The organism is Streptomyces sp. NPDC006923 (genome assembly GCF_040635655.1).
Classification (GTDB): domain Bacteria; phylum Actinomycetota; class Actinomycetes; order Streptomycetales; family Streptomycetaceae; genus Streptomyces.
Window position 1 is genome coordinate 179,778 of record NZ_JBEYIF010000007.1, and the last position, 19,735, is coordinate 199,512.

At 72.2% G+C, this 19,735-nt stretch carries 13 protein-coding genes; 5 read left to right on the forward strand and 8 right to left on the reverse strand.

Going from position 1 to position 19,735, the window contains the following annotated elements:
* Positions 1-29 precede the first annotated feature (29 nt).
* The 6 genes from ABZ707_RS16455 to ABZ707_RS16480 form a co-directional block, all read right to left on the reverse strand.
* A complete protein-coding gene (locus ABZ707_RS16455) occupies positions 30-1,460 on the reverse strand; it encodes a S28 family serine protease (RefSeq protein ID WP_360174306.1) in 1,431 nt (476 codons plus the stop codon).
* Between the two features lie 167 nt (positions 1,461-1,627).
* Positions 1,628-1,981 carry a hypothetical protein gene (locus ABZ707_RS16460; RefSeq protein WP_360174918.1) on the reverse strand — a complete coding sequence of 118 codons (354 nt, stop codon included), beginning with the start codon at positions 1,979-1,981 and terminating at the stop codon, positions 1,628-1,630.
* Between the two features lie 229 nt (positions 1,982-2,210).
* On the reverse strand, positions 2,211-6,005 hold the full coding sequence (locus ABZ707_RS16465) for an ABC transporter ATP-binding protein (RefSeq protein ID WP_360174309.1): 3,795 nt from the start codon (positions 6,003-6,005) through the stop codon (positions 2,211-2,213).
* 114 nt (positions 6,006-6,119) lie between these two features.
* Positions 6,120-7,793 carry a thiamine pyrophosphate-binding protein gene (locus tag ABZ707_RS16470; protein WP_360174312.1) on the reverse strand — a complete coding sequence of 558 codons (1,674 nt, stop codon included), beginning with the start codon at positions 7,791-7,793 and terminating at the stop codon, positions 6,120-6,122.
* Positions 7,790-8,839: an agmatinase gene (gene speB / locus ABZ707_RS16475; protein WP_360174315.1), complete on the reverse strand. Its 1,050-nt coding sequence runs from the start codon at positions 8,837-8,839 to the stop codon at positions 7,790-7,792. Before speB ends, ABZ707_RS16470 begins: the two co-directional genes overlap by 4 nt.
* A gap of 120 nt (positions 8,840-8,959) precedes the next feature.
* Positions 8,960-10,420 (reverse strand): sodium:solute symporter, encoded by a 1,461-nt coding sequence (locus ABZ707_RS16480; protein ID WP_360174318.1) that lies wholly within the window; start codon positions 10,418-10,420, stop codon positions 8,960-8,962.
* A 151-nt stretch (positions 10,421-10,571) separates the two neighbouring features.
* Between ABZ707_RS16480 and ABZ707_RS16485 the strand changes: the two genes are divergently transcribed.
* Both ABZ707_RS16485 and ABZ707_RS16490 read left to right on the forward strand, forming a co-directional pair.
* On the forward strand, positions 10,572-12,083 hold the full coding sequence (locus tag ABZ707_RS16485) for a PucR family transcriptional regulator (protein WP_360174321.1): 1,512 nt from the start codon (positions 10,572-10,574) through the stop codon (positions 12,081-12,083).
* A 174-nt stretch (positions 12,084-12,257) separates the two neighbouring features.
* Positions 12,258-13,415: an acyl-CoA dehydrogenase family protein gene (locus ABZ707_RS16490; RefSeq protein WP_360174324.1), complete on the forward strand. Its 1,158-nt coding sequence runs from the start codon at positions 12,258-12,260 to the stop codon at positions 13,413-13,415.
* 87 nt (positions 13,416-13,502) lie between these two features.
* On the opposite strand, the gene ABZ707_RS16495 is transcribed toward ABZ707_RS16490, so the two are convergent.
* Together ABZ707_RS16495 and ABZ707_RS16500 are read right to left on the reverse strand one after the other, a co-directional pair.
* The gene (locus ABZ707_RS16495; RefSeq protein WP_360174327.1) at positions 13,503-14,282 is read right to left on the reverse strand and encodes a phosphatase; all 780 of its coding nucleotides are present in this window, start codon (positions 14,280-14,282) and stop codon (positions 13,503-13,505) included.
* A gap of 136 nt (positions 14,283-14,418) precedes the next feature.
* The gene (locus ABZ707_RS16500) at positions 14,419-15,081 is read right to left on the reverse strand and encodes a TetR/AcrR family transcriptional regulator (RefSeq protein WP_360174330.1); all 663 of its coding nucleotides are present in this window, start codon (positions 15,079-15,081) and stop codon (positions 14,419-14,421) included.
* A 99-nt stretch (positions 15,082-15,180) separates the two neighbouring features.
* Here ABZ707_RS16500 and ABZ707_RS16505 point away from each other — a divergent pair, with 99 nt between their 5' ends.
* The 3 genes from ABZ707_RS16505 to ABZ707_RS16515 are packed head-to-tail and all read left to right on the forward strand — an operon-like array spanning position 15,181 to position 19,729.
* Positions 15,181-16,797 (forward strand): carboxyl transferase domain-containing protein, encoded by a 1,617-nt coding sequence (locus ABZ707_RS16505; protein WP_360174333.1) that lies wholly within the window; start codon positions 15,181-15,183, stop codon positions 16,795-16,797.
* 8 nt (positions 16,798-16,805) lie between these two features.
* Complete coding sequence (locus ABZ707_RS16510; protein WP_360174336.1) at positions 16,806-18,797, forward strand: biotin carboxylase N-terminal domain-containing protein; 1,992 nt, start codon at positions 16,806-16,808, stop codon at positions 18,795-18,797.
* Entirely contained in the window at positions 18,794-19,729 is a 936-nt protein-coding gene (locus ABZ707_RS16515; protein ID WP_360174338.1) for a hydroxymethylglutaryl-CoA lyase, read from the forward strand. The genes ABZ707_RS16510 and ABZ707_RS16515 overlap by 4 nt, the downstream gene beginning before the upstream one ends.
* Positions 19,730-19,735 lie beyond the last annotated feature (6 nt).

The following is a 19,735-nucleotide window of genomic DNA, read 5'->3' on the forward strand; positions in this document are numbered from 1 at the left end:
AGGTCGTCCGGCGGGCCGTGGCCGGGAGGCTACGGCCGCAGCGCCGGCTCGCGCTCCAGCTTCCGCTGGTCGAGCTTGGCGTCGAACGCCGCCAGCGGCTTGGCCTTCGCCTCGTCCTTCCGCACGGCCGCCGGAGCGACGCCCGCCCAGTCCAGGATCCGTGCCGTGGCCTTCGCCGACTGCTCCGGAGAGAGGCCCGCGACATTGGAGCCGTGGTTGCCGCCCGGTGCGACATACACATAGCTGTCCCGCGCGCCGTGGCCGAGGCGGAAGGGCTCCGCACCCCACGGGTCGTTCTGCCCGTAGACGAACAGCATCTGGTTCGCGTGGTGCCGGACCCAGTTGTCGACGTCCGGCATCTCCCCCGGCTTGAACGTCATGGGGATGTCACGCGGCACGAAGTTGCGCGGCGGCTGGTAGCCGTAGCGGCTCAGCTTGCCCAGGTGCGGCAGCTTGATGTCGGGCGAGCCCAGCTCCGTGCCCGCCTGGTAGTAGTACGGCGTGTAGGTCTCCAGGCCCTGGTCCGTGTAGGCGGAGAAGCCGGAGATCGCGTCGATGGTGTCGTAGATCTCCTGGTCGGAGACGGTGGCCGCCGGGATGCTGTCGCAGTCCGCGAGCAGGCTGTACTGCCAGAAGGCCCAGACGAAGTCGAGGACGACGGCCTCGTACGCCTTGTCCAGCGATCCGACCGTGTGGAAGGTCGCGCCATTGGCGTCGGCCCACTCCCGGTACGTCTTCTCCAGCGGCTCCCGCCGGATCAGCGCCTCGCGCTGGACCGCGTTGAGCTTGTCGCGGCACTCCTTGGTGCCGACCCGCTCGAAGAACCGGTCGTACGCCGAGTCCTCGTTGTTCACCACGTCGTTGGGCGCCACGTACGCGACGACACCGTCCATGTCGCGCGGGTAGAAGCGCTCGAAGTAGGTGGCGGTCATGCCGCCCTTGGAACCGCCCGTGGAGAGCCACTTCTTGGGGTAGATCTTCTTCAGCGCGCTGAAGATCCGGTGCTGGTCGCTGGCCGCCTGCCAGATGTCCAGCTTCGACCAGTCCGCCGGCTGCGGCCGGGACGGGGTGAAGAAGCGGTACTCCATCGAGACCTGGTTGCCGTCCACGATCCGGGTCGGCTCACTGCGGCTCGGGTTGGTGGAGACGTTGTAGCCCCCGGTGAAGAACACCGTCGGCCGGCTGGTGTCCTTGTGCAGCAGCGTGATCCGCTGCTGGAAGGTGCCCTTGGACGGGTGACGGTGGTCGACCGGCTGCGTGTAGTTGAGGACGAAGTAGCGGTAACCCTCGTACGGCTTCTCCTGGATCAGGCTCATCCCCGGGATCGCGAGGATTCGGTCCTTGATGTCGGTGGCGGTCTGGTGATCCGCACTCCGGTCGGCGGCGGTGGCCGCACCGGCCGTGGCGACCGTGCCTATGACCAGCACGAGCGACAACAGCCATCTCAGCGCCTTGCGCATGCACTCTCCCTGTGTTCATGACAGACGCCGTGAACCTAGCGGGGCAGCACCCGTACCGCCAGACCCGGCCCCTGCCGGCACAGGACCGGGAGCACACGACCGCGAGCACGGGAACAGCGCCACAGCCCCCCGGGACGCTCGGCACGGGACGCTCGGCGACAGGACCGTCAGCACAGGATCCAGCCGGTCGACCTCTGTTCGCCCGAGATCACGCCGGTGGCCCGTACACAGCGGTGCAGGGCGTGCACCGTGACCGGCCCCGCCCGGTGAGCGAAGTTTCCACCGCCGCCGACCGGATGGCCACCGCGCGGCTGGAGGCTGACGGACGCGGCCCGCCTCGCTCCCGGGTCCCCGGCGACGATCAGCGCGCACACATAGTGGCGGGCCTGGTAGATCCGCAGCTCGCCCGAGGCGAACGCGAGCGTCTCGCGGGGCCGTCCGGAGCAGACCGACGCGGCCTCGGCCGCCGGGGCGCCGGGGCCGGTCAGGACCAGCGCGAGCGCGGCGATCAGCACCGCCAGACAGTGCGCGGGTGCTCGTCCTCTTCCGCCGCCCGCACCGCGCCCGGGGCCGATGTCCGGCTCGCCGCCGGTACGGACATCAGCCCCGGCCCGAACTTCTCCGAACACACGCGCCCCCTACGTCCACCCGGGTGTACATGCGTACGACGCGTGGGACGGCGGGACGGTTGCGGCCCGGACGCACTCTCGCGTCCCACCCACCACACCCCCTCACACCACCGGGGCGCGCTCACACCGCCGCCGGCTCCTCCTCACCGATGAAGCTCCGCCACAGCCGGGTGTACCGGCCGTCCAGCGCCAGCAGTTCGTCGTGCGTGCCGTCCTCCACGACCCGGCCGTGGTCCATCACGACCACCCGGTCCGCGCGGGCCGCCGTGGTCAGCCGGTGCGCGACCACCAGGGTCGTACGGCGTCCCGCCAGCCGGTCGGTGGCCTGGTTGACCAGGGCCTCGCTGGCCAGGTCCAGTGCGGCGGTCGCCTCGTCGAGCAGCAGGATGTCCGGGTCGACCAGTTCGGCGCGTGCCAGCGCGATCAACTGCCGCTGCCCCGCGGAGAGATTGCGGCCGCGTTCGGCGACCTCGTGCAGATAACCGCCGTCCAGCGTGGCGATCATCTCGTGCGCGCCGACCGCGCGGGCCGCGGCCTCCACCTCCGCGTCGCTCGCCTCGGGCCGCCCGTACGCGATGGCGTCCCGGACCGTGCCGGCGAACAGATACGCCTCCTGGGGCACCACACCGAGCCGGTGCCGATAGGCCGTCAGATCGAGCGCGCGCAGATCGGTGCCGTCCGCGGTGACCCGGCCGCCGGTCGGGTCGTAGAACCGCGCGACCAGCTTCACCAGCGTGGACTTGCCCGCTCCGGTCTCGCCGACGAAGGCGACGGTCTGGCCCGCCGGTATCCGCAGGTCGACGCCGGTGAGCGCGGCCTCTCCGGCGCCCTCGCCGTCTCCGTCGTAGGCGAAGCGCACATCCTCGAAGGCGATCTCGCCGCGCAGGGACAGCACGTCCAGCGGCTCCTCCGGCGCGGCCGTCGAGGTCGGTTCCCGCAGCAGCTCCTGGATCCGGCCGAGTGAGACGGTCGCCTGCTGATAGCCGTCGAAGACCTGCGAGAGCTGCTGCACGGGCGCGAAGAACAAATCGATGTACAGCAGGTACGCCACCAGCGCGCCGGTGGTCAGGGTCCCGGCCTCCACCCTTCCCGCGCCGACGATCAGCACGGCCGCCGCCGCGACGGACGAGAGGAGCTGGACGAAGGGGAAGTAGACCGAGATCAGCCACTGGCCGCGCACCCGGGCCGATCGGTAGTGGTCGCTGCGCGCGGCGAAACGCTCGGCACCGTCCTTCTCGCGCCGGAACGCCTGCACGATCCGCAGCCCGGACACGGACTCCTGGAGGTCGGCGTTGACCACGCTGATGCGCTCGCGGGCCAGTTCGTACGCCCGCACGCTCCTGCGGCGGAAGAAGTAGGTGCCGACGACGAGGACCGGCAGGGTCGCGAAGACCACCAGCGCGAGCTGGATGTCGATCACCAGCAGTACGGCCAGAATGCCGAAGAACGTGACCACGGAGACGAACGCGGTGACAAGTCCGGTCTGGAGGAAGGTGGACAGCGCGTCGACGTCCGTGGTCATCCGGGTCATGATGCGGCCGGTCAGCTCACGCTCGTAGTAGTCGAGTCCGAGCCGCTGGAGCTGCGCGAAGATCTTCAGGCGCAGCGCGTAGAGGACACGTTCGCCGGTGCGGCCGGTCTTCCGGGTCTCGGCGATCTGCGCCAGCCACTGGACGAGCACCACCAGCAGTCCCAGCGAGGCGGCCACCCACACCGCGCCGAGTGCGAGCTGTTCGACGCCCTCGTCGATGCCGTGCCGGATGAGGACCGGGAGCAGCAGTCCCATGCCCGCGTCGACGGCGACGAACAGCAGGCTGACGAGCAGCGGCAGGCCGAAGCCGCGCAGCAGCCGGCGCAGCCCGTACGACTTCTCGGCGGCGACGGCGCGCGCCTCGTCGATCCCGGGGACATCGGTGGCCGGCGGGAGCGCCTCCACCTGGGCGAGCAGTTCGGGGGTCGCGCCCGGTGCGGCGGATTCGGCCGTGGCCGCCTCGTCGCGTTCCCACAGGGCGGGGGTGATGCCGCGCTCGGCGTCGAACTCGGCGTCGATCTCCTCGTGGAGCGTGCGGTCGTCCTCCAGGGATTCGGCCAGCGACTCCGCCAGGGACTCGGTCAGGGGCACGCTCCGGGTCCCGGCCAGGGCCTTCGCCGGCGCTCCGGCGGACGGACCACCGGGCGAGGCACCGGCGCCCAGCGCGTCCGGGTCGGTCAGCAGCCGCCGGTAGAGGGCCGACCGCTGCTGGAGCTCCTCGTGCGTACCGATGTCGGCGAGGCGTCCGCCGTCCAGGACGGCGATCCGGTCGGCCAGGCCGAGGGTGGAGCGGCGGTGTGCGATGAGCAGGGTCGTACGGCCAGCCATCACGCCGCGCAGCGCCTCATGGATCTCGTGCTCCACGCGCGCGTCGACGGCCGAGGTGGCGTCGTCGAGAAGCAGCAGCCGGGGGTCGGTGAGGATGGCCCTGGCCAGCGCGATGCGCTGGCGCTGTCCGCCGGAGAGGGTCAGGCCCTGCTCCCCCACCTTGGTGTCGTAGCCGAGTGGCAGTTCGCTGATGAAGCCATGGGCCTGGGCCGCGCGGGTGGCCCGGAGGATCTCCTCCTCGGTGGCGTCCGGCTTTCCGTAGGCGACATTGGCGCGGACGGTGTCGGAGAAGAGGAAGCTGTCCTCCGGCACGAGTCCGATGGCGGCCCGCAGCGAGTCGAGGGTCAGCTCGCGTACGTCGTGTCCGCCGACGAGGACCGCGCCGTGCGAGACGTCGTAGAAGCGCGGCAGCAGCAGCGAGACGGTGGATTTTCCGCTGCCGGACGATCCGACGACGGCGACGGTCTCACCGGGCCGCATCTCCAGGGAGAAGCCGTCGAGGACGGACCGCCCGTCGTCGTAGGAGAAGGACACGTCGTCGAACTCGACCGATGCCTCGGCGTCCGCCGGCAACTCCTTCGTCCCGTCGCTCAGGGTCGGCTCGGTGTCGATCAGCTCAAGCACCCGCTCCACCCCGGCCCGTGCCTGCTGGCCGATGGTCAGCACCATGGCCAGCATCCTGACCGGTCCGACAAGCTGGGCGAGATAGGTGGAGAAGGCGACAAAGGTACCGAGGGTGATCTGACCCCGGGTGGCCAGCCAGCCGCCGAGGGCGAGCATCGCGACCTGCCCGAGCGCGGGCACGGCCTGGAGGGCGGGCGTGTAGCGGGCGTTGAGCCGGATGGTGCGCAGCCGCCCCGCGAACAGCTTGCGGCCGGCCTCGCGGAGCTTTCCGGTCTCCTGGTCCTCCTGCCCGAAGCCCTTGACGACGCGCACGCCGGAGACGGCGCCGTCGACGACACCGGCGACCGTCGCGGCCTGCGACTGGGCGTACCAGGTGGCCGGGTGCAGCCGGGTGCGGCTGCGGCGGGCGATGAACCAGACGGCGGGGGCGACGGCCAGGGCTATCAGGGTGAGCGGCGGCGACAGCCAGGCCATGATCCCGAGCGAGATCACGAACAGCAGGATGTTGCCGATGGTCATCGGCAGCATGAAGAGCAGACCCTGGATGAGCTGGAGGTCACTGGTGGCGCGCCCGATGACCTGCCCGGTGGACAGCTTGTCCTGCCGCCGTCCGTCGAGGCGGGAGATCGTGCCGTACATCTCGGTACGGAGGTCGTGCTGTACGTCGAGGGCGAGCCGCCCGCCGTAGTACCGGCGGACGAACGTGGTGGCGTAGACGGCCAGCGCGGCGAGTACGAGCAGGCCGGTCCAGAGGACGAGCGAACGGTCACCGTCGCCGATGACATCGTCGATGACCACCTTGGTGATCAGCGGGACGAGCGCCATCACCGCCATACCGGCGAGCGAGGATCCGAGCGCGAGCACCACATTGCGGCGGTATCGCCACGCGTACCCGGTCAGACGCCGTGCCCAGCCGTGTTCCGCTGCCGCCACTGATGCCTCCCGATCGTCCTGACCTGCCGGAAGGCACCAACGCGGGCGACCGCGGATTTCATCCCTCCGCACCACATCCTGCTCCGGTGCGGGCCCGGCCGCCGCCCCCGGCCGTCAGAGATGGGTCGGCGCGAACATGCGGAGCAGCGCGGGCAGCACCACCACCGAGGGTCCGGGGCCGGCGAGGGACCTGGCGAGGTCCTCGCGCAGGGATTCCGGGGTCGTACGGACCGCCGGGACGCCGAAGGACTCGGCGAGGGCCACGAAGTCGGGGCGGGCCAGCTCCGTGCCGGTGGTCTCGCCGAAGGCGTCGTTCATGTACTCGCGCAGGATGCCGTAGCCGCCGTCGTCGACGATCAGCCAGGTCACCGGCAGGTTGTACTGGCGGGCGGTGGCCAGCTCCGCGATCGAGTACATCGCGCCGCCGTCGCCCGAGACCGCGAGGACGGGCGTCGTACGGTCCGCCGCCGCGGCCCCGAGCGCCGCCGGGAAGCCGTAACCGAGGCCGCCGGAGCCCTGCGCCGAGTGCATCGGGCCCGGCCAGGCCGACCAGGCCCAGTAGGCGAGGATCGTCATGTCCCAGAAGCTGGGGGACGCGGCGGGCAGCGCCGCGCGGACGGCGGCCAGCACCTGCCGCTCCAGGGTCAGACCCTGGGCGTCGATACGCTCCCGTACCTTCGCCAGCAGCGCCCGGACCCTCCCGGCCACCGCCGGATCGCGGCGCTCGCTCACGGACTCCAGCAGCGCGGACAGCGCGATCCTGGCGTCGGCGTGGATGCCCAGGGCGGGATGGTTGGACTCCAGCTTCCCCAGATCCGCCTCGATCTGGATCACCCGGCCGCGCGGGGCGAACGTGTGGTAATTCGAGGACAGCTCGCCCAGCCCCGAGCCGACGACCAGCAGGACGTCCGCGTCCTCCAGGAAGTCGGTGGTGTGGCGGTCCTCCAGCCAGGACTGGAGGGACAGCGGATGCTCCCACGGGAACGCGCCCTTGCCGCCGAAGGTGGTGACGACCGGCGCGTCCAGCTTCTCGGCGAGCGCGCGCAGCTTGCCTGAGGCGTCCGCGCGGACAACGCCGCCGCCCGCGACAATCACCGGACGGGCGGCGGAGGACAGCGCGTGCGCCGCGACGGCGGTCAGCTCGGGACGCGGCGGCAGCTCGCGCGGGCTCGCGTCCATCGCCATGACCACCGGCAGCGTGGTCTCCGCCAGCAGGATGTCCTGCGGGATCTCCACCCAGACCGGGCCGTGCGGCGCCGTGAGCGCGGACTCCCAGGCGGCGGCGATCGCGGACGGGATCTGGGAGGCGGCACGGACGGTGTGGACGGACTTCACGATGTCGCGGAAGGACGCCTGCTGGTCACGGAGTTCGTGCAGATAGCCGTGCCGGCCGCCGCCGAGGCCCGCGGCCGGCACCTGGCTGGAGACGGCCAGTACCGGTGCGGACGCCGCGGCGGCCTCCTGGAGCGCGGCCAGGGAGGTGAGCGCGCCGGGTCCGGTGGAGAGCAGCAGCGTGGCGACCTCGCCGGTGACCCGGCCGTACGCGTCGGCGGCGAAGCCCGCGTTGTTCTCGACGCGCAGCCCGAGATAGGTCAGACCGGACCGGCGCAGGGCGTCGAACATCCCGAGGGCGTGCTGGCCTGGCAGCCCGAAGACGGTGGTGGCGCCGAGGCCGCGCAGCGTCTCGACGACCAGGTCACCGCCGATCCGGCCGGCGGGCGGAGCGAGAGCCGCCGCCGTCTGCTCGGGGGTGAGCGGGGGAGTCTCGTGGTCGTGGTCGTGCGTCACTTGGCTCCGGCCTCCGCACTGTGCGCCCGCGCGGCCGGATCCGCCGGGCTCCCCTGCCACGCCTCCGCGATCTGGCGGGACATGATCGTCGTCAGCTCGTACGCGGTGTGGGACGCGGCGACCGAGGTGATCTCCGCGTGGTCGTACGCCGGCGCGACCTCGACGACATCCGCCGAGACCAGCCGGCAGGAGGCCAGTCCCCGCACGATTTCGAGGAGTTCGCGCGAGGTCAGCCCGCCGGCCTCCGGGGTGCCCGTGCCGGGCGCGTGCGCCGGGTCGAGCACATCGATGTCGACGGAGATGTACAGCGGGCGGTCCCCGACACGCTGCCGGAGCTGGTCGGTCACCTCGTCCACACCGCGGCGCATGACATCGGCGGAGGTGACGATGCCGAAGCCCATCTTCGCGTCGTCGTCGAGGTCCTTCCTGCCGTACAGCGGCCCGCGGGTGCCGACATGGGAGAGCGCCTCGGTGTCCAGGATCCCCTCCTCGACGGCGCGGCGGAACGGCGTGCCATGGGTGTACGCCGCGCCGAAGTAGGTGTCCCAGGTGTCCAGATGGGCGTCGAAGTGGAGCAGGGCGACCGGGCCGTGCCTCTTCGCCACCGACCGCAGCAGCGGCAGGGCGATCGTATGGTCACCGCCGAGGGTCATCAGACGGGCGCCGGACCCGAGCAGCCCGTCCGCCGCGGCCTCGATCGTCTCGACGGCCTCGTTGATGTCGAACGGGTTCGCGGCGATGTCTCCCGCGTCCGCGACCTGCGCGAGCGCGAACGGCGAGGCGTCCTGCGCCGGGTTGTAGGGCCGCAGCAGGCGCGACGCCTCACGGATCGCGTTGCCGCCGAAGCGCGCTCCCGGCCGGTACGAGACGCCCGCGTCGAAGGGCACCCCGACCACGGCGACCTCGGCGCTGCCGACCTCGGCGAGCCGGGGCAGCCGCGCGAAGGTGGCCGGGCCCGCGTACCGGGGGACCCGGGACGAGTCGACGGGTCCGCGCGGGCCGCCGTCGGGGCCGGTCGGCGGGGTCTCGTGTCCGTTGCTGCTCATGGTCGGGCCTCTCCGGGTGTTGCTCGTGCGGCTCTGGGTCACGCTGGGTGGCGCCGTGTGGCGCTGTGTTCGCTCTGTCAAGGATGGACCGGCCCACTGACAGCGGGCCGGTCCGGGGATCTATGCCACGGGAACGGCGGCCCCCTCGGTGGTCTCGTCCGCCCGCTCCCCGGCGAGGCGCCGGCGCCAGGCGGCCAGCACCTCTTCGTCCGTGGGCTCGGTGGCCAGGCTGACCACCAGGTACGCGGCCAGTGAGGCGAGCAGTCCGTAGTAGATGGGCTGGTTGGCGAGGATGCCGTACGCCGCCATCAGGCCGATGACCGCCCCGCCGCCGACGATCACGGCGGCCAGCGCGCCGTACACCGTGCCGCGCCTCCACAGCAGCCCGCCGATGATCGGCACCAGCAGTCCGCCCACCAGCAGGTTGTACGCGACGGTCAGCGCCTCGACGACGTTGTTCAGCGCGATCGCGATGGCGATCACACCCACCCCCATGATCAGGATGAAGAGCCGGTTGCCCCTGACCTCGTCGCCCTCGCCCGCCCGGTGGCCGGCCCCGCGCAGCCGTGCCCAGATGTCGTTGTTGGCGACGGTCGCGCAGGCGATCAGCGCGCCCGACGAGGTCGACATCACGGCCGCGAGCGCGGCGGCCAGCACCAGCCCCCGGACGCCCATGGGCAGTTCCTGCTTGACGATCGTCGCGAACGCGTCGTCCGCGCTCGCCAGGTCCGGATAGAGCACCTTGGCCGCCGTCCCGATGACGGCGCCGGCGAGCGCGTAGGCGAGACAGTACGTACCGGCGACGGTGCCGCCCCAGCGCGCGACCTTGTCACCGCGCGCGGTGAACACCCGCTGCCAGATGTCCTGTCCGATCAGCATGCCGAAGGTGTAGATCAGCACATAGGTGAAGATCGTCTCGCCGCCGATGCCGAGCGGCGCGAAGTAGTCGTCGGGCAGCCGGGCCCTCATCTCGCCGAAGCCGCCCGCCTTCACGACCGCGACGGGCAGCAGGAGCAGCAGCACACCGATGGTCTTGACGACGAACTGCACCATGTCGGTGAGCGTGATGGACCACATGCCGCCGAGCGCCGAGTACGCGACGACGATCGCGCCGCCCAGGATGATCGCGACGGTCCGGTGCAGATCGAAGAGGACGTCGAAGATGGTGGCGTACGCGATGGTCGAGGTGACCGCGAGCATCAGTGTGTACGCCCACATCACGATGCCCGAGATGACCCCGGCCCGGCCGCCGTACCGCAGATCGAGCATCTCCGAGACGGTGTAGACCTTCAGCCGGGCGATCCGCGCGGAGAAGAAGACGGAGAGCGCCAGCAGCCCCAGGCCGATGGTGAAGACCATCCAGGCGCCCGACAGGCCGTGGGTGTAGCCGAGGCCGACACCGCCGATCGTCGAGGCGCCGCCGAGGACGATCGCGGCCATCGTGCCGGAGTACATCCAGGGGCCGAGCCTGCGCCCCGCGACGAGGAACTCGCTCTTGGACCTGGCGCGGCGCATGCCCCACCAGCCCATGGCGAGCATCCCCGCCAGATAGACGACGATCACCGCGTAGTCCACAGCCATGGGCTTCCTCCGCTTCGTCCGATGTGCCGCGCCGCCCGCGAACCGCGCCGCGCTGACGGGCTCTCGTCGGGAGTCGACGGTAGGTGGCCGGAAAGCAACCATGAAGTGTACGTTTCATCCGTTCTTTCCACCGCCAATGGATGGACCATCCATGCCGGACCCCGCAGCCTCCCCGCCGACCCCGCCCACTCCCCCCGTCCCCCTGGCCGCGCTGCTCGCGGACACCCGTCTCGGGCTGCGCCGGATCGCGGGCCCGCCGGACGACGAAGCCGGGACGGCCGGGCCGATCGCGGTGCACTGGGTGCACACCTCGGAGATGGCCGACCCGTATCCGTATCTGCTCGGCGGCGAACTGCTGCTGACCGCGGGGGTGCAGCTCACCGACGCGCACGCGGACATGTATGCGGCGCGGGTGGTCGAGGCGGGCGCGGCGGCGCTCGGTTTCGGGGTGACTCCGGTGTACGACACCGTCCCGGCCGCCCTGGTCGAGGCGTGCGACCGGCATGGCCTGCCGCTGCTGGAGGTCCCGCCGCGCACCCCCTTCACGGCGGTCGCGCGCGGCGTGTGGCGGCTGATGGCGGAGGCACGCCACCGCGAGCTGCGCCGGGTGACCGAGGCCCAGCAGGGCCTGGCCGCCGCCGCGGCCCGCCCGGATCCGGTGCCCTCGGTGCTGCGCCAGCTCGCGGTCCGGCTCGGCGGACGCGCGGTCCTGTTCGCCCCGGACGGCACGGAACTGCACACCACGGGCCGTGCGCCGACCCCGGCGGCACGTGCCGCGCTCGCCCGCCTGGCCGGGGTGGTGAGCCCGGCGCCGCGCGCCGCGCCGTCCGGGGCCGCCGCCGCCCGGCGGCCCGCGACCGCTCCCGCCTCCGCCACCGACACGGCCGACGGCGGCCGGCTCGCCGCCTTCGCGCTCGGCGGCGGCCAGGGGCTGGTCCTCGGCGTCGCCACCGAAGGCAGGGAGGCCGGGGACCACACGATCACCGGCGTCGCCGTCGTCCTGCTGTCGCTGCTGACCGCGCCCCACCAGGGCGCGCCCGAGGCCGGCCGCTCGGCCGCACTGGTCCGGCTGCTCCTCGGAGCCACGCCCGAGGAGACCGCGCCGCTGCTCGGGCCCGGGCCCTGGACGGTGGTCCACGCGCGGGGCGGCGGAACGCCCTTCGCGGCGGGAGCGCTCGCGGCGGCCCTGGGCAGCTCGCTCTACGAGTCGGACGGCGGAGCGGTCCGTGTCCTCACCGACCGCGAGGTCACGCCCCAGCCCGGCTGGACCCTCGGCGTCGGCGGACCGGCCCCGGCGGCCGAGCTGGCCGCCGCCGACACCCGGGCGGCGCACGCGCTGCGCCGCGCCGAGGCCACCCGCGCGGATCTCGTACGGCATCGCGAGGCGGCAGCCGGGACCGGGCTCGGCGGTCTGTTCGACCCCGACGAGGCGGCGGCCCACGCCCGGGCCAGACTGGCGCCGCTGGCCGGCTCCCCCGCTCTGGTCGAGACGCTTCGCGCCTGGCTCTCGCTGCACGGCGGCTGGGACCGTACGGCGGTGGCGCTGGCCGTCCACCGCAACACCGTCCGCCAGCGGATCGCCCGCTGCGCGGCCCTGCTCGACGCCGATCTGGACGACGCCGACGTACGGATGGAGCTGTGGTTCGCGCTGCGCCAGGTGTGACGCGCGCGACCGCTCCGCGCGCCGCGGGCCCCTGGACACCCGTGCGAACCGCCGGGTAACTTAGCCCTGAGCAAGCGCTTAGATTTATGCCGTAGCCATCATCCGAGCCACCCCGATGGCGAGCGACCACCTCCGCGGGAGCGGGGGCGGTCCAGCCGTAAAGGAGCCCGCGTCGTGCGCCGTACCGTCTACAACGAGGACCACGAGGCGTTCCGGGAGACCATCCGCGCCTTCATCGAGGCCGAGGTCGTCCCCGTCTACGACGAGTGGTACGCGGCGGGCCAGGCACCCCGCGACTTCTACGACAAGCTCGGCGAGCTCGGCGTCTTCGGGATCGAGGTGCCGGAGGAGTACGGCGGCGCGGGCGAGGAGTCGTTCAAGTTCCAGGCGGTCATCACCGAGGAGTCGGCCCGCGCCGGTGTCTCCTTCGGCGGCTCCGGCGTCCATGTCTCGCTCTGCCTGCCCTATCTGAAGGCGTACGCCACCGACGAGCAGAAGAAGCGCTGGCTGCCCGACTTCGTCAGTGGCCGCACCATGTACGCCATCGCCATGACCGAGCCGGGCACCGGTTCCGACCTGGCCGGGATGAAGACCACCGCCAGGCTCTCCGAGGACGGCACGCACTACGTCCTGAACGGCGCCAAGACCTTCATCACCGGCGGTGTCCACGCGGACCGCGTCATCGTCTGCGCCCGCACCGCCGCCCCGACCCCGGAGGACCGCCGCTTCGGCATCTCCCTGCTGGTCGTGGACACCTCGTCCGAGGGGTACGCGGTCGGCCGCAAGCTCGACAAGCTGGGTCTGAAGACCTCCGACACGGCCGAGCTGTCCTTCACCGATGTCCGGGTCCCCGTCGAGGACCTGCTGGGCGAGGAGAACAAGGGCTTCTTCTACCTCGGCCAGAATCTGCCGCAGGAGCGGCTGGGCATCGCCGTCGGCGCCTACGCGCAGGCCGCGGCGGCGGTCCGGTTCGCACAGAGCTATGTCCAGGAGCGGACGGTCTTCGGCAAGACCGTCGCGTCCTTCCAGAACACCAAGTTCGAGCTGGCCGCCTGCAAGGCGGAGGTGGACGCCGCCGAGGCGGTCGTCGACCGCGCGCTGGAGGCGCACGACCTGGGCGAGCTGACCGCCGCCGAGGCCGCCTCCGCGAAGCTCTTCACCACCGAGGTCGCGCATCGCGTCATCGACAAGTGCCTTCAGCTCCACGGCGGCTACGGCTATATGAACGAATACCCGATCGCCCGGCTGTACGCGGACAACCGCGTCAACCGGATCTACGGCGGCACCAGCGAGGTCATGAAGGTGATCATCGCCAAGTCGATGGGCCTGTAGGACCGACCCGGCGGCCCGGCCGGACGTCCCGGGCCGGGCCCCCGGGACGGACCGCGCCGGGGACACCCGGGGCCCGGCGACCACGCGTCAGCGCAGGCCCGCCTGGTCCAGCAGATAGGCCGTCATCGGGTCGTAGAAGCGCGGGTCCGTGACATGGTCGTCCAGCGGGACGGTGACCTCCAGAGTGCCCTCCGCCTCGGCGAGGAAGAGCGCGGGGTCGTTGCTGTCCGCGTAGCCCACGGCGTCCAGCCCGCGCTGTCCGGCGCAGCCCGCCCAGCCGTGATCCGCGACCACCAGATCCGGCTGTGGTCTGCCCTCGCGCTCCAGACCGTCCAGGATCGCCCGCATGGGCTCCGGCGAGTGGGTGTGCCAGAGGGTGGCACCGCGCTCCAGCATCGCCACATCGGCGAACTGGAAGACCATGCCCTCGTCCGCCGTGAGCCCGCCGGGGATGCGGACGATCTCGCACCCGGCGGCCCGCAGGGCTTCCGCGGTCTTCCGGTGGACGTCCAGCAGCCCGCCCGGGTGGCCGGTCGCGAAGAGTACGCGCTCACCGCCGGCGGCGGCCTTGCGCAGTCTGGCCGCCATCCGCTCCAGCGCGGCGACGGTCAGCTCGGGATCGATGGTGTCCTGGCCGGTCCGGTGATCCGGGTCGTCGCTGACCCCGCACCGCTCGGCCATCACGGCGAGCACATCCTGCTCGTCGGTCCAGCGGTCCCCCAGCTCCAGGCCCAGCCAGTAGTGGCGGTCGCCGTTGGCGAGCTTGCGGTAGTGGGAGAGGTTGTTGTCGCGGGGCGTGGCCACGTCCCCGGCGATGCGGCTACGGACGAGATGGTCGACGAGTGCGGCTCTGGTCGGTATCGGCATGAGCCCATTGTGCCGTCAGGTGTGCGCGCCGTGCCGCTCGTCCCGGTCGCCGGACGGGCCCCGGGAGCGATCCCGGGCCGCCCGCCCGCCGGAAGCCGCCGGGCGGCCGTCCCCGCCGTCGCCTGCGTATCCGCCGTCACACCGGCCCGGACACCTCGCCTCCGGTCGGGTCGCTCCCGTCCATGAAGGTGTCACCGCCGCCGTCCCCGAGCGCGGCGAAGGCGCCGTGCGCCAGCCGGCGCAGCAGGGACTCCGTCGCCGCCCGCCCCGGCAGGCCGCTGCCGTACGAGCCCAGGTGCGGCGTCGAGTTCAGCAGGCCGAAGACGGCGTGCACGGCGCCGCGCGCCTGCGACTCCGGTACGTCCGGATACAGCTCCCGCACCACCCCGACCCAGAGCTCCACATACTGCCGCTGGAGCTGCCGCACCAGTTTGCGGTCGCTCTCCCTGAGCCGGTCCAGCTCCCGGTCGTGCAGCGTGATCAGCGGCCGGTCGTCGAGGGCGAAGTCGATGTGTCCGTCGATCAGCGAGGCCAGTACGGCGGCCGGACCGCCGGCCGCTCCCGCGCCGCGCACGCGCAGTCTCCCGCCGTCCAGCAGCCGGCCGCTGATGCCGACCAGCAGCTCCGCGAGCATCGCGTCCTTGCCCGCGAAGTGGCGGTAGAGGCCCGGCCCGCTGATGCCGACGGCCGCTCCTATCTCATCGACACCGACCCCGTGGAACCCGCGCTCGGCGAAGAGGCGGGCGGCCTCGCTGAGGATCTGCTCGCGGCGGGTCGGGGCCGCGGTCCTGGTGCTCATGGGAAATCATTCTAGACAGGGCCGTTAGCGATCGTTAACCTGGAAGCGGTGACGTTAACGCTCACTAACCCGGCGAGCCCAGCGAGGGAGCTACGAGCTATGCGGCAGGCACCAGTGCTGGCGAGCGCCGCCGACCCGGCGTCCGAGGCATGGCGGGCCAACGAAGCGGCACACGAGGAGCTGGCCGACGGCCTGCGGGCCCGGCTGGCCGCGGTGCGCCTCGGCGGCGGCGAGAAGGCCCGCGCCCGGCACACGGCGCGCGGGAAGCTGCTGCCGCGTGACCGCGTGGACACCCTCCTCGACCCCGGCTCGCCCTTCCTGGAGCTGGCGCCGCTGGCGGCCGAGGGGATGTACGGAGGCTCGGCCCCGGCCGCCGGAGTGATCGCCGGTATCGGCCGGGTCAGCGGCCGCGAGGTGGTGGTCGTCGCCAATGACGCCACGGTCAAGGGCGGCACGTACTACCCGATGACGGTGAAGAAACATCTCCGCGCCCAGGAAGTGGCCCTGGAGAACCGCCTCCCGTGCCTGTATCTGGTGGACTCCGGCGGTGCCTTCCTGCCGATGCAGGACGAGGTCTTCCCCGACCGGGACCACTTCGGGCGGATCTTCTACAACCAGGCCCGGATGTCCGGCGCCGGCATCCCGCAGATCGCCGCCGTGCTCGGTTCCTGCACGGCGGGCGGGGCCTATGTCCCGGCGATGAGCGACGAGGCCGTGATCGTCCGCGGCCAGGGCACGATCTTCCTGGGCGGTCCGCCGCTGGTGAAGGCGGCGACCGGCGAGGTCGTCACGGCCGAGGAGCTGGGCGGCGGCGAGGTGCACTCCCGTACGTCCGGAGTCACCGACCATCTCGCGGAGGACGACGCGCACGCCCTGCGGATCGTCAGGACCATCGTCTCCACCCTGCCCGCGCGGGGCGCGCTGCCCTGGTCCGTGGAGCCGGTCGAGGAGCCCAAGGTCGATCCCGCCGGGCTGTACGGCGCGGTGCCGGTCGACTCCCGCACCCCCTACGACGTCCGTGAGGTCATCGCGCGGCTGGTCGACGGCTCGCGGTTCGCGGAGTTCAAGGCCGAGTTCGGTACGACGCTGGTCACCGGCTTCGCCCGGGTGCACGGCCATCCGGTCGGCATCGTGGCCAACAACGGCATCCTGTTCTCCGAATCCGCCCAGAAGGGCGCGCATTTCATCGAGCTGTGCGACCAGCGCGGTATCCCGCTCCTCTTCCTCCAGAACATCTCGGGCTTCATGGTCGGCCGGGCCTACGAGGCGGGCGGCATCGCCAAGCACGGCGCGAAGATGGTGACGGCCGTGGCCTGCGCGCGTGTGCCGAAGCTGACGGTCGTGGTCGGCGGTTCGTACGGCGCGGGCAACTACTCGATGTGCGGGCGCGCCTACTCCCCTCGCTTCCTGTGGATGTGGCCCAACGCCAAGATCTCGGTGATGGGCGGGGAGCAGGCCGCCTCCGTGCTGGCGACCGTCAAGCGCGACCAGATCGAGGGCCGCGGCGAGGAGTGGGCGCCGGCGGACGAGGAGTCCTTCAAGGACCCGATCCGCGCCCAGTACGAGACCCAGGGCAACGCCTACTACGCGACCGCGCGGCTGTGGGACGACGGCGTGATCGACCCGCTGGAGACCCGTCAGGTGGTGGGCCTGGCCCTGACCGCGTGTGCCAACGCCCCGCTGGGCGAGCCCGGCTACGGCGTCTTCCGGATGTGAGGGTGGGAATGTTCGACACGGTTCTGATCGCCAACCGCGGTGAGATCGCGGTCCGCGTCATCCGCACCCTGCGGGCGCTGGGAGTGCGCTCGGTCGCAGTGTTCAGTGACGCGGACGCGGACGCCCGGCATGTACGGGAGGCCGACACAGCGGTACGGATCGGGCCCGCGGCGGCGGCGGAGAGCTATCTCTCCGTCGACCGGCTGCTGGCGGCGGCCGCCCGGACCGGCGCGCAGGCGGTCCACCCGGGTTATGGCTTCCTGGCGGAGAACGCGGCCTTCGCGCGGGCCTGTTCGGAGGCGGGCCTGGTCTTCATCGGGCCGCCCGCCGGCGCGATCGACCTGATGGGCGACAAGATCCACGCCAAGGAGACGGTGCGGGCAGCCGGGGTCCCGGTCGTCCCCGGATCCTCCGGCAGCGGGCTGAGCGATGCCCAACTGGCCGCCGCGGCGGCGGAGATCGGTATGCCCGTGCTGCTGAAGCCCTCGGCGGGCGGCGGCGGCAAGGGCATGCGGCTGGTGCGCGCCGAGGCCCTGCTCGCCGAGGAGATCGCGGCGGCCCGCCGGGAGGCGCGGTCCTCCTTCGGGGACGACACACTGCTCGTCGAGCGCTGGGTGGACCGCCCGCGCCACATCGAGATCCAGGTCCTCGCCGACAGCCACGGCAATGTGGTGCATCTCGGCGAGCGCGAGTGCTCGCTCCAGCGCCGCCATCAGAAGATCGTCGAGGAGGCTCCCTCGGTCCTGCTGGACGAGGCGACCCGGGCGGCGATGGGCGAGGCCGCGGTGCGGGCCGCGCGCTCCTGCGGCTACACGGGCGCGGGGACGGTCGAGTTCATCGTCCCGGGCCGCGACCCCTCCTCGTACTTCTTCATGGAGATGAACACCCGCCTCCAGGTCGAGCATCCGGTGACAGAGCTGATCACCGGCCTGGACCTGGTGGAGTGGCAGCTCCGGGTGGCCTCCGGCGAACGGCTGCCCTTCGCCCAGGCCGACATCACGCTCACCGGACACGCGGTCGAGGCCCGGGTCTGCGCCGAGGACCCCGCGCGCGGCTTCCTGCCCTCGGGCGGTACGGTCCTCGCGCTGCGCGAGCCGGAGGGCGACGGCGTACGGACCGACTCGGGGCTCAGTGAGGGCACCGAGGTCGGCAGCGCCTACGACCCGATGCTCTCCAAGGTCATCGCCTACGCCCCCGACCGCGCCACGGCCCTGCGCAAACTCCGTGCCGCCCTGGCGGAGACGGTCACCCTCGGAGTCCCGACGAACGCCGGCTTCCTGCGCCGTCTGCTGGCCCATCCGGCGGTGGTCGCGGGCGAGCTGGACACGGGCCTGGTCGAGCGCGAGGCGGCGGATCTGGTGGACGACACGGTCCCGGACGAGGTCTACGCGGCGGCGGCCGCGGTCCGCCAGGCGGAGCTCCGGCCGTCCCTCGCGGAGGGCTGGCTGGACCCGTTCGCCGTCCCGAGCGGCTGGCGCCTCGGCGGCGAGCCCGTCGCGGTGCGGCATCCACTGCGGGTGGCGGGGCACGAGCCGGTGACGCGGGAGGTGCGGCAGCGCGACCGGTTCCGGGTGGAGCCCGCTCGTGTCACGGTCACCGTGGAGGGGGTCACGCACACCTTCCACCGGGCCGGCACCTGGCTCGGCAGGGACGGCGAGAGCTGGAACGTCCAGGACCACGACCCGGTCGAGGCCGCCCTGCTCGGCGCCGCGGGCATGGGCGGCGTGGACGCGCTGACCGCGCCCATGCCGGGGACCGTCACCGTGGTCAAGGTGGCCAGGGGGGACGAGGTGACGGCCGGTCAGAGCCTGCTGGTCGTCGAGGCGATGAAGATGGAGCACGTCATCTCCGCGCCGCACGACGGCACCGTCACCGAGCTGGAGGTGACGCCCGGCGCCACCGTCGCCATGGACCAGGTGCTGGCGGTCGTCACCCCGGCGGACACCGGCCCGGAGACCCGTCCGGAGACCGCGCGGGAGACCGCTCAGGAGGCGTCATGACCGACGGACTGCCCATGGCCGTGCCCGCGCGGGACCTGCCGGCCCGGGTCCGTATCCATGAAGTGGGCGCGCGCGACGGACTGCAGAACGAACGGACCGTCGTACCGACCGAGATCAAGGCGGAGTTCATCCACCGGCTCGCCGGCGCCGGGCTGACCACCATCGAGGCCACCAGCTTCGTGCACCCGAAATGGGTCCCGCAACTGGCCGACGCCGAGGCGCTGTTCCCGATGCTGGACGGGGTGGAGGCGGACCTTCCCGTCCTGGTGCCGAACGCCCGCGGACTCGACCGCGCGATCGCCCTCGGCGCCCGCCGTGTCGCCGTGTTCGGCAGCGCCACCGAGTCGTTCTCCAAGGCCAATCTCAACCGGACGGTGGACGAGTCGCTCGCCATGTTCGAGCCGGTCGTCAGCAGGGCCCGCGACAACAGAATGCATGTCCGCGGCTATCTCTCCATGTGCTTCGGCGACCCCTGGGAGGGGCCCGTCCCGGTCCACCAGGTGGTCCGCGTCGCCAGGGCCCTGAGGGACATGGGCTGCGACGAGCTGAGCCTCGGCGACACCATCGGCGTCGCCACCCCTGGACATGTGCGGACGCTGCTGACCGAGCTGAACGAGGCGGGCGTGCCGACCAGCGCCCTCGGCGTGCACTTCCACGACACCTACGGCCAGGCCCTCGCCAACACCCTCGCCGCGCTCCAGCACGGAGTGACCACCGTGGACGCCTCCGCCGGCGGCCTGGGCGGCTGCCCGTACGCGCGGAGCGCCACCGGAAACCTCGCCACCGAAGACCTCGTGTGGATGCTCAACGGCCTCGGTGTGGAAACCGGCGTCGATCTCGGCCTGCTCACCGCCACCAGCGTCTGGCTGGCCGAACGGCTGGGCCGCCCCAGCCCTTCCCGTACCGTCCGAGCCCTCTCCCACAAGGAGTGACCTCCG

Bases quoted from the DNA above. Each gene is read 5' to 3' on its own strand.
- ABZ707_RS16455 (WP_360174306.1), bottom strand. From the start codon at position 1,460: ATGCGCAAGGCGCTGAGATGGCTGTTGTCGCTCGTGCTGGTCATAGGC.
- speB (WP_360174315.1), bottom strand. From the start codon at position 8,839: ATGAGCAGCAACGGACACGAGACCCCGCCGACCGGCCCCGACGGCGGC.
- ABZ707_RS16480 (WP_360174318.1), bottom strand. From the start codon at position 10,420: ATGGCTGTGGACTACGCGGTGATCGTCGTCTATCTGGCGGGGATGCTC.
- ABZ707_RS16485 (WP_360174321.1), top strand. From the start codon at position 10,572: ATGCCGGACCCCGCAGCCTCCCCGCCGACCCCGCCCACTCCCCCCGTC.
- ABZ707_RS16495 (WP_360174327.1), bottom strand. From the start codon at position 14,282: ATGCCGATACCGACCAGAGCCGCACTCGTCGACCATCTCGTCCGTAGC.
- ABZ707_RS16500 (WP_360174330.1), bottom strand. From the start codon at position 15,081: ATGAGCACCAGGACCGCGGCCCCGACCCGCCGCGAGCAGATCCTCAGC.
- ABZ707_RS16505 (WP_360174333.1), top strand. From the start codon at position 15,181: ATGCGGCAGGCACCAGTGCTGGCGAGCGCCGCCGACCCGGCGTCCGAG.
- ABZ707_RS16510 (WP_360174336.1), top strand. From the start codon at position 16,806: ATGTTCGACACGGTTCTGATCGCCAACCGCGGTGAGATCGCGGTCCGC.
- ABZ707_RS16515 (WP_360174338.1), top strand. From the start codon at position 18,794: ATGACCGACGGACTGCCCATGGCCGTGCCCGCGCGGGACCTGCCGGCC.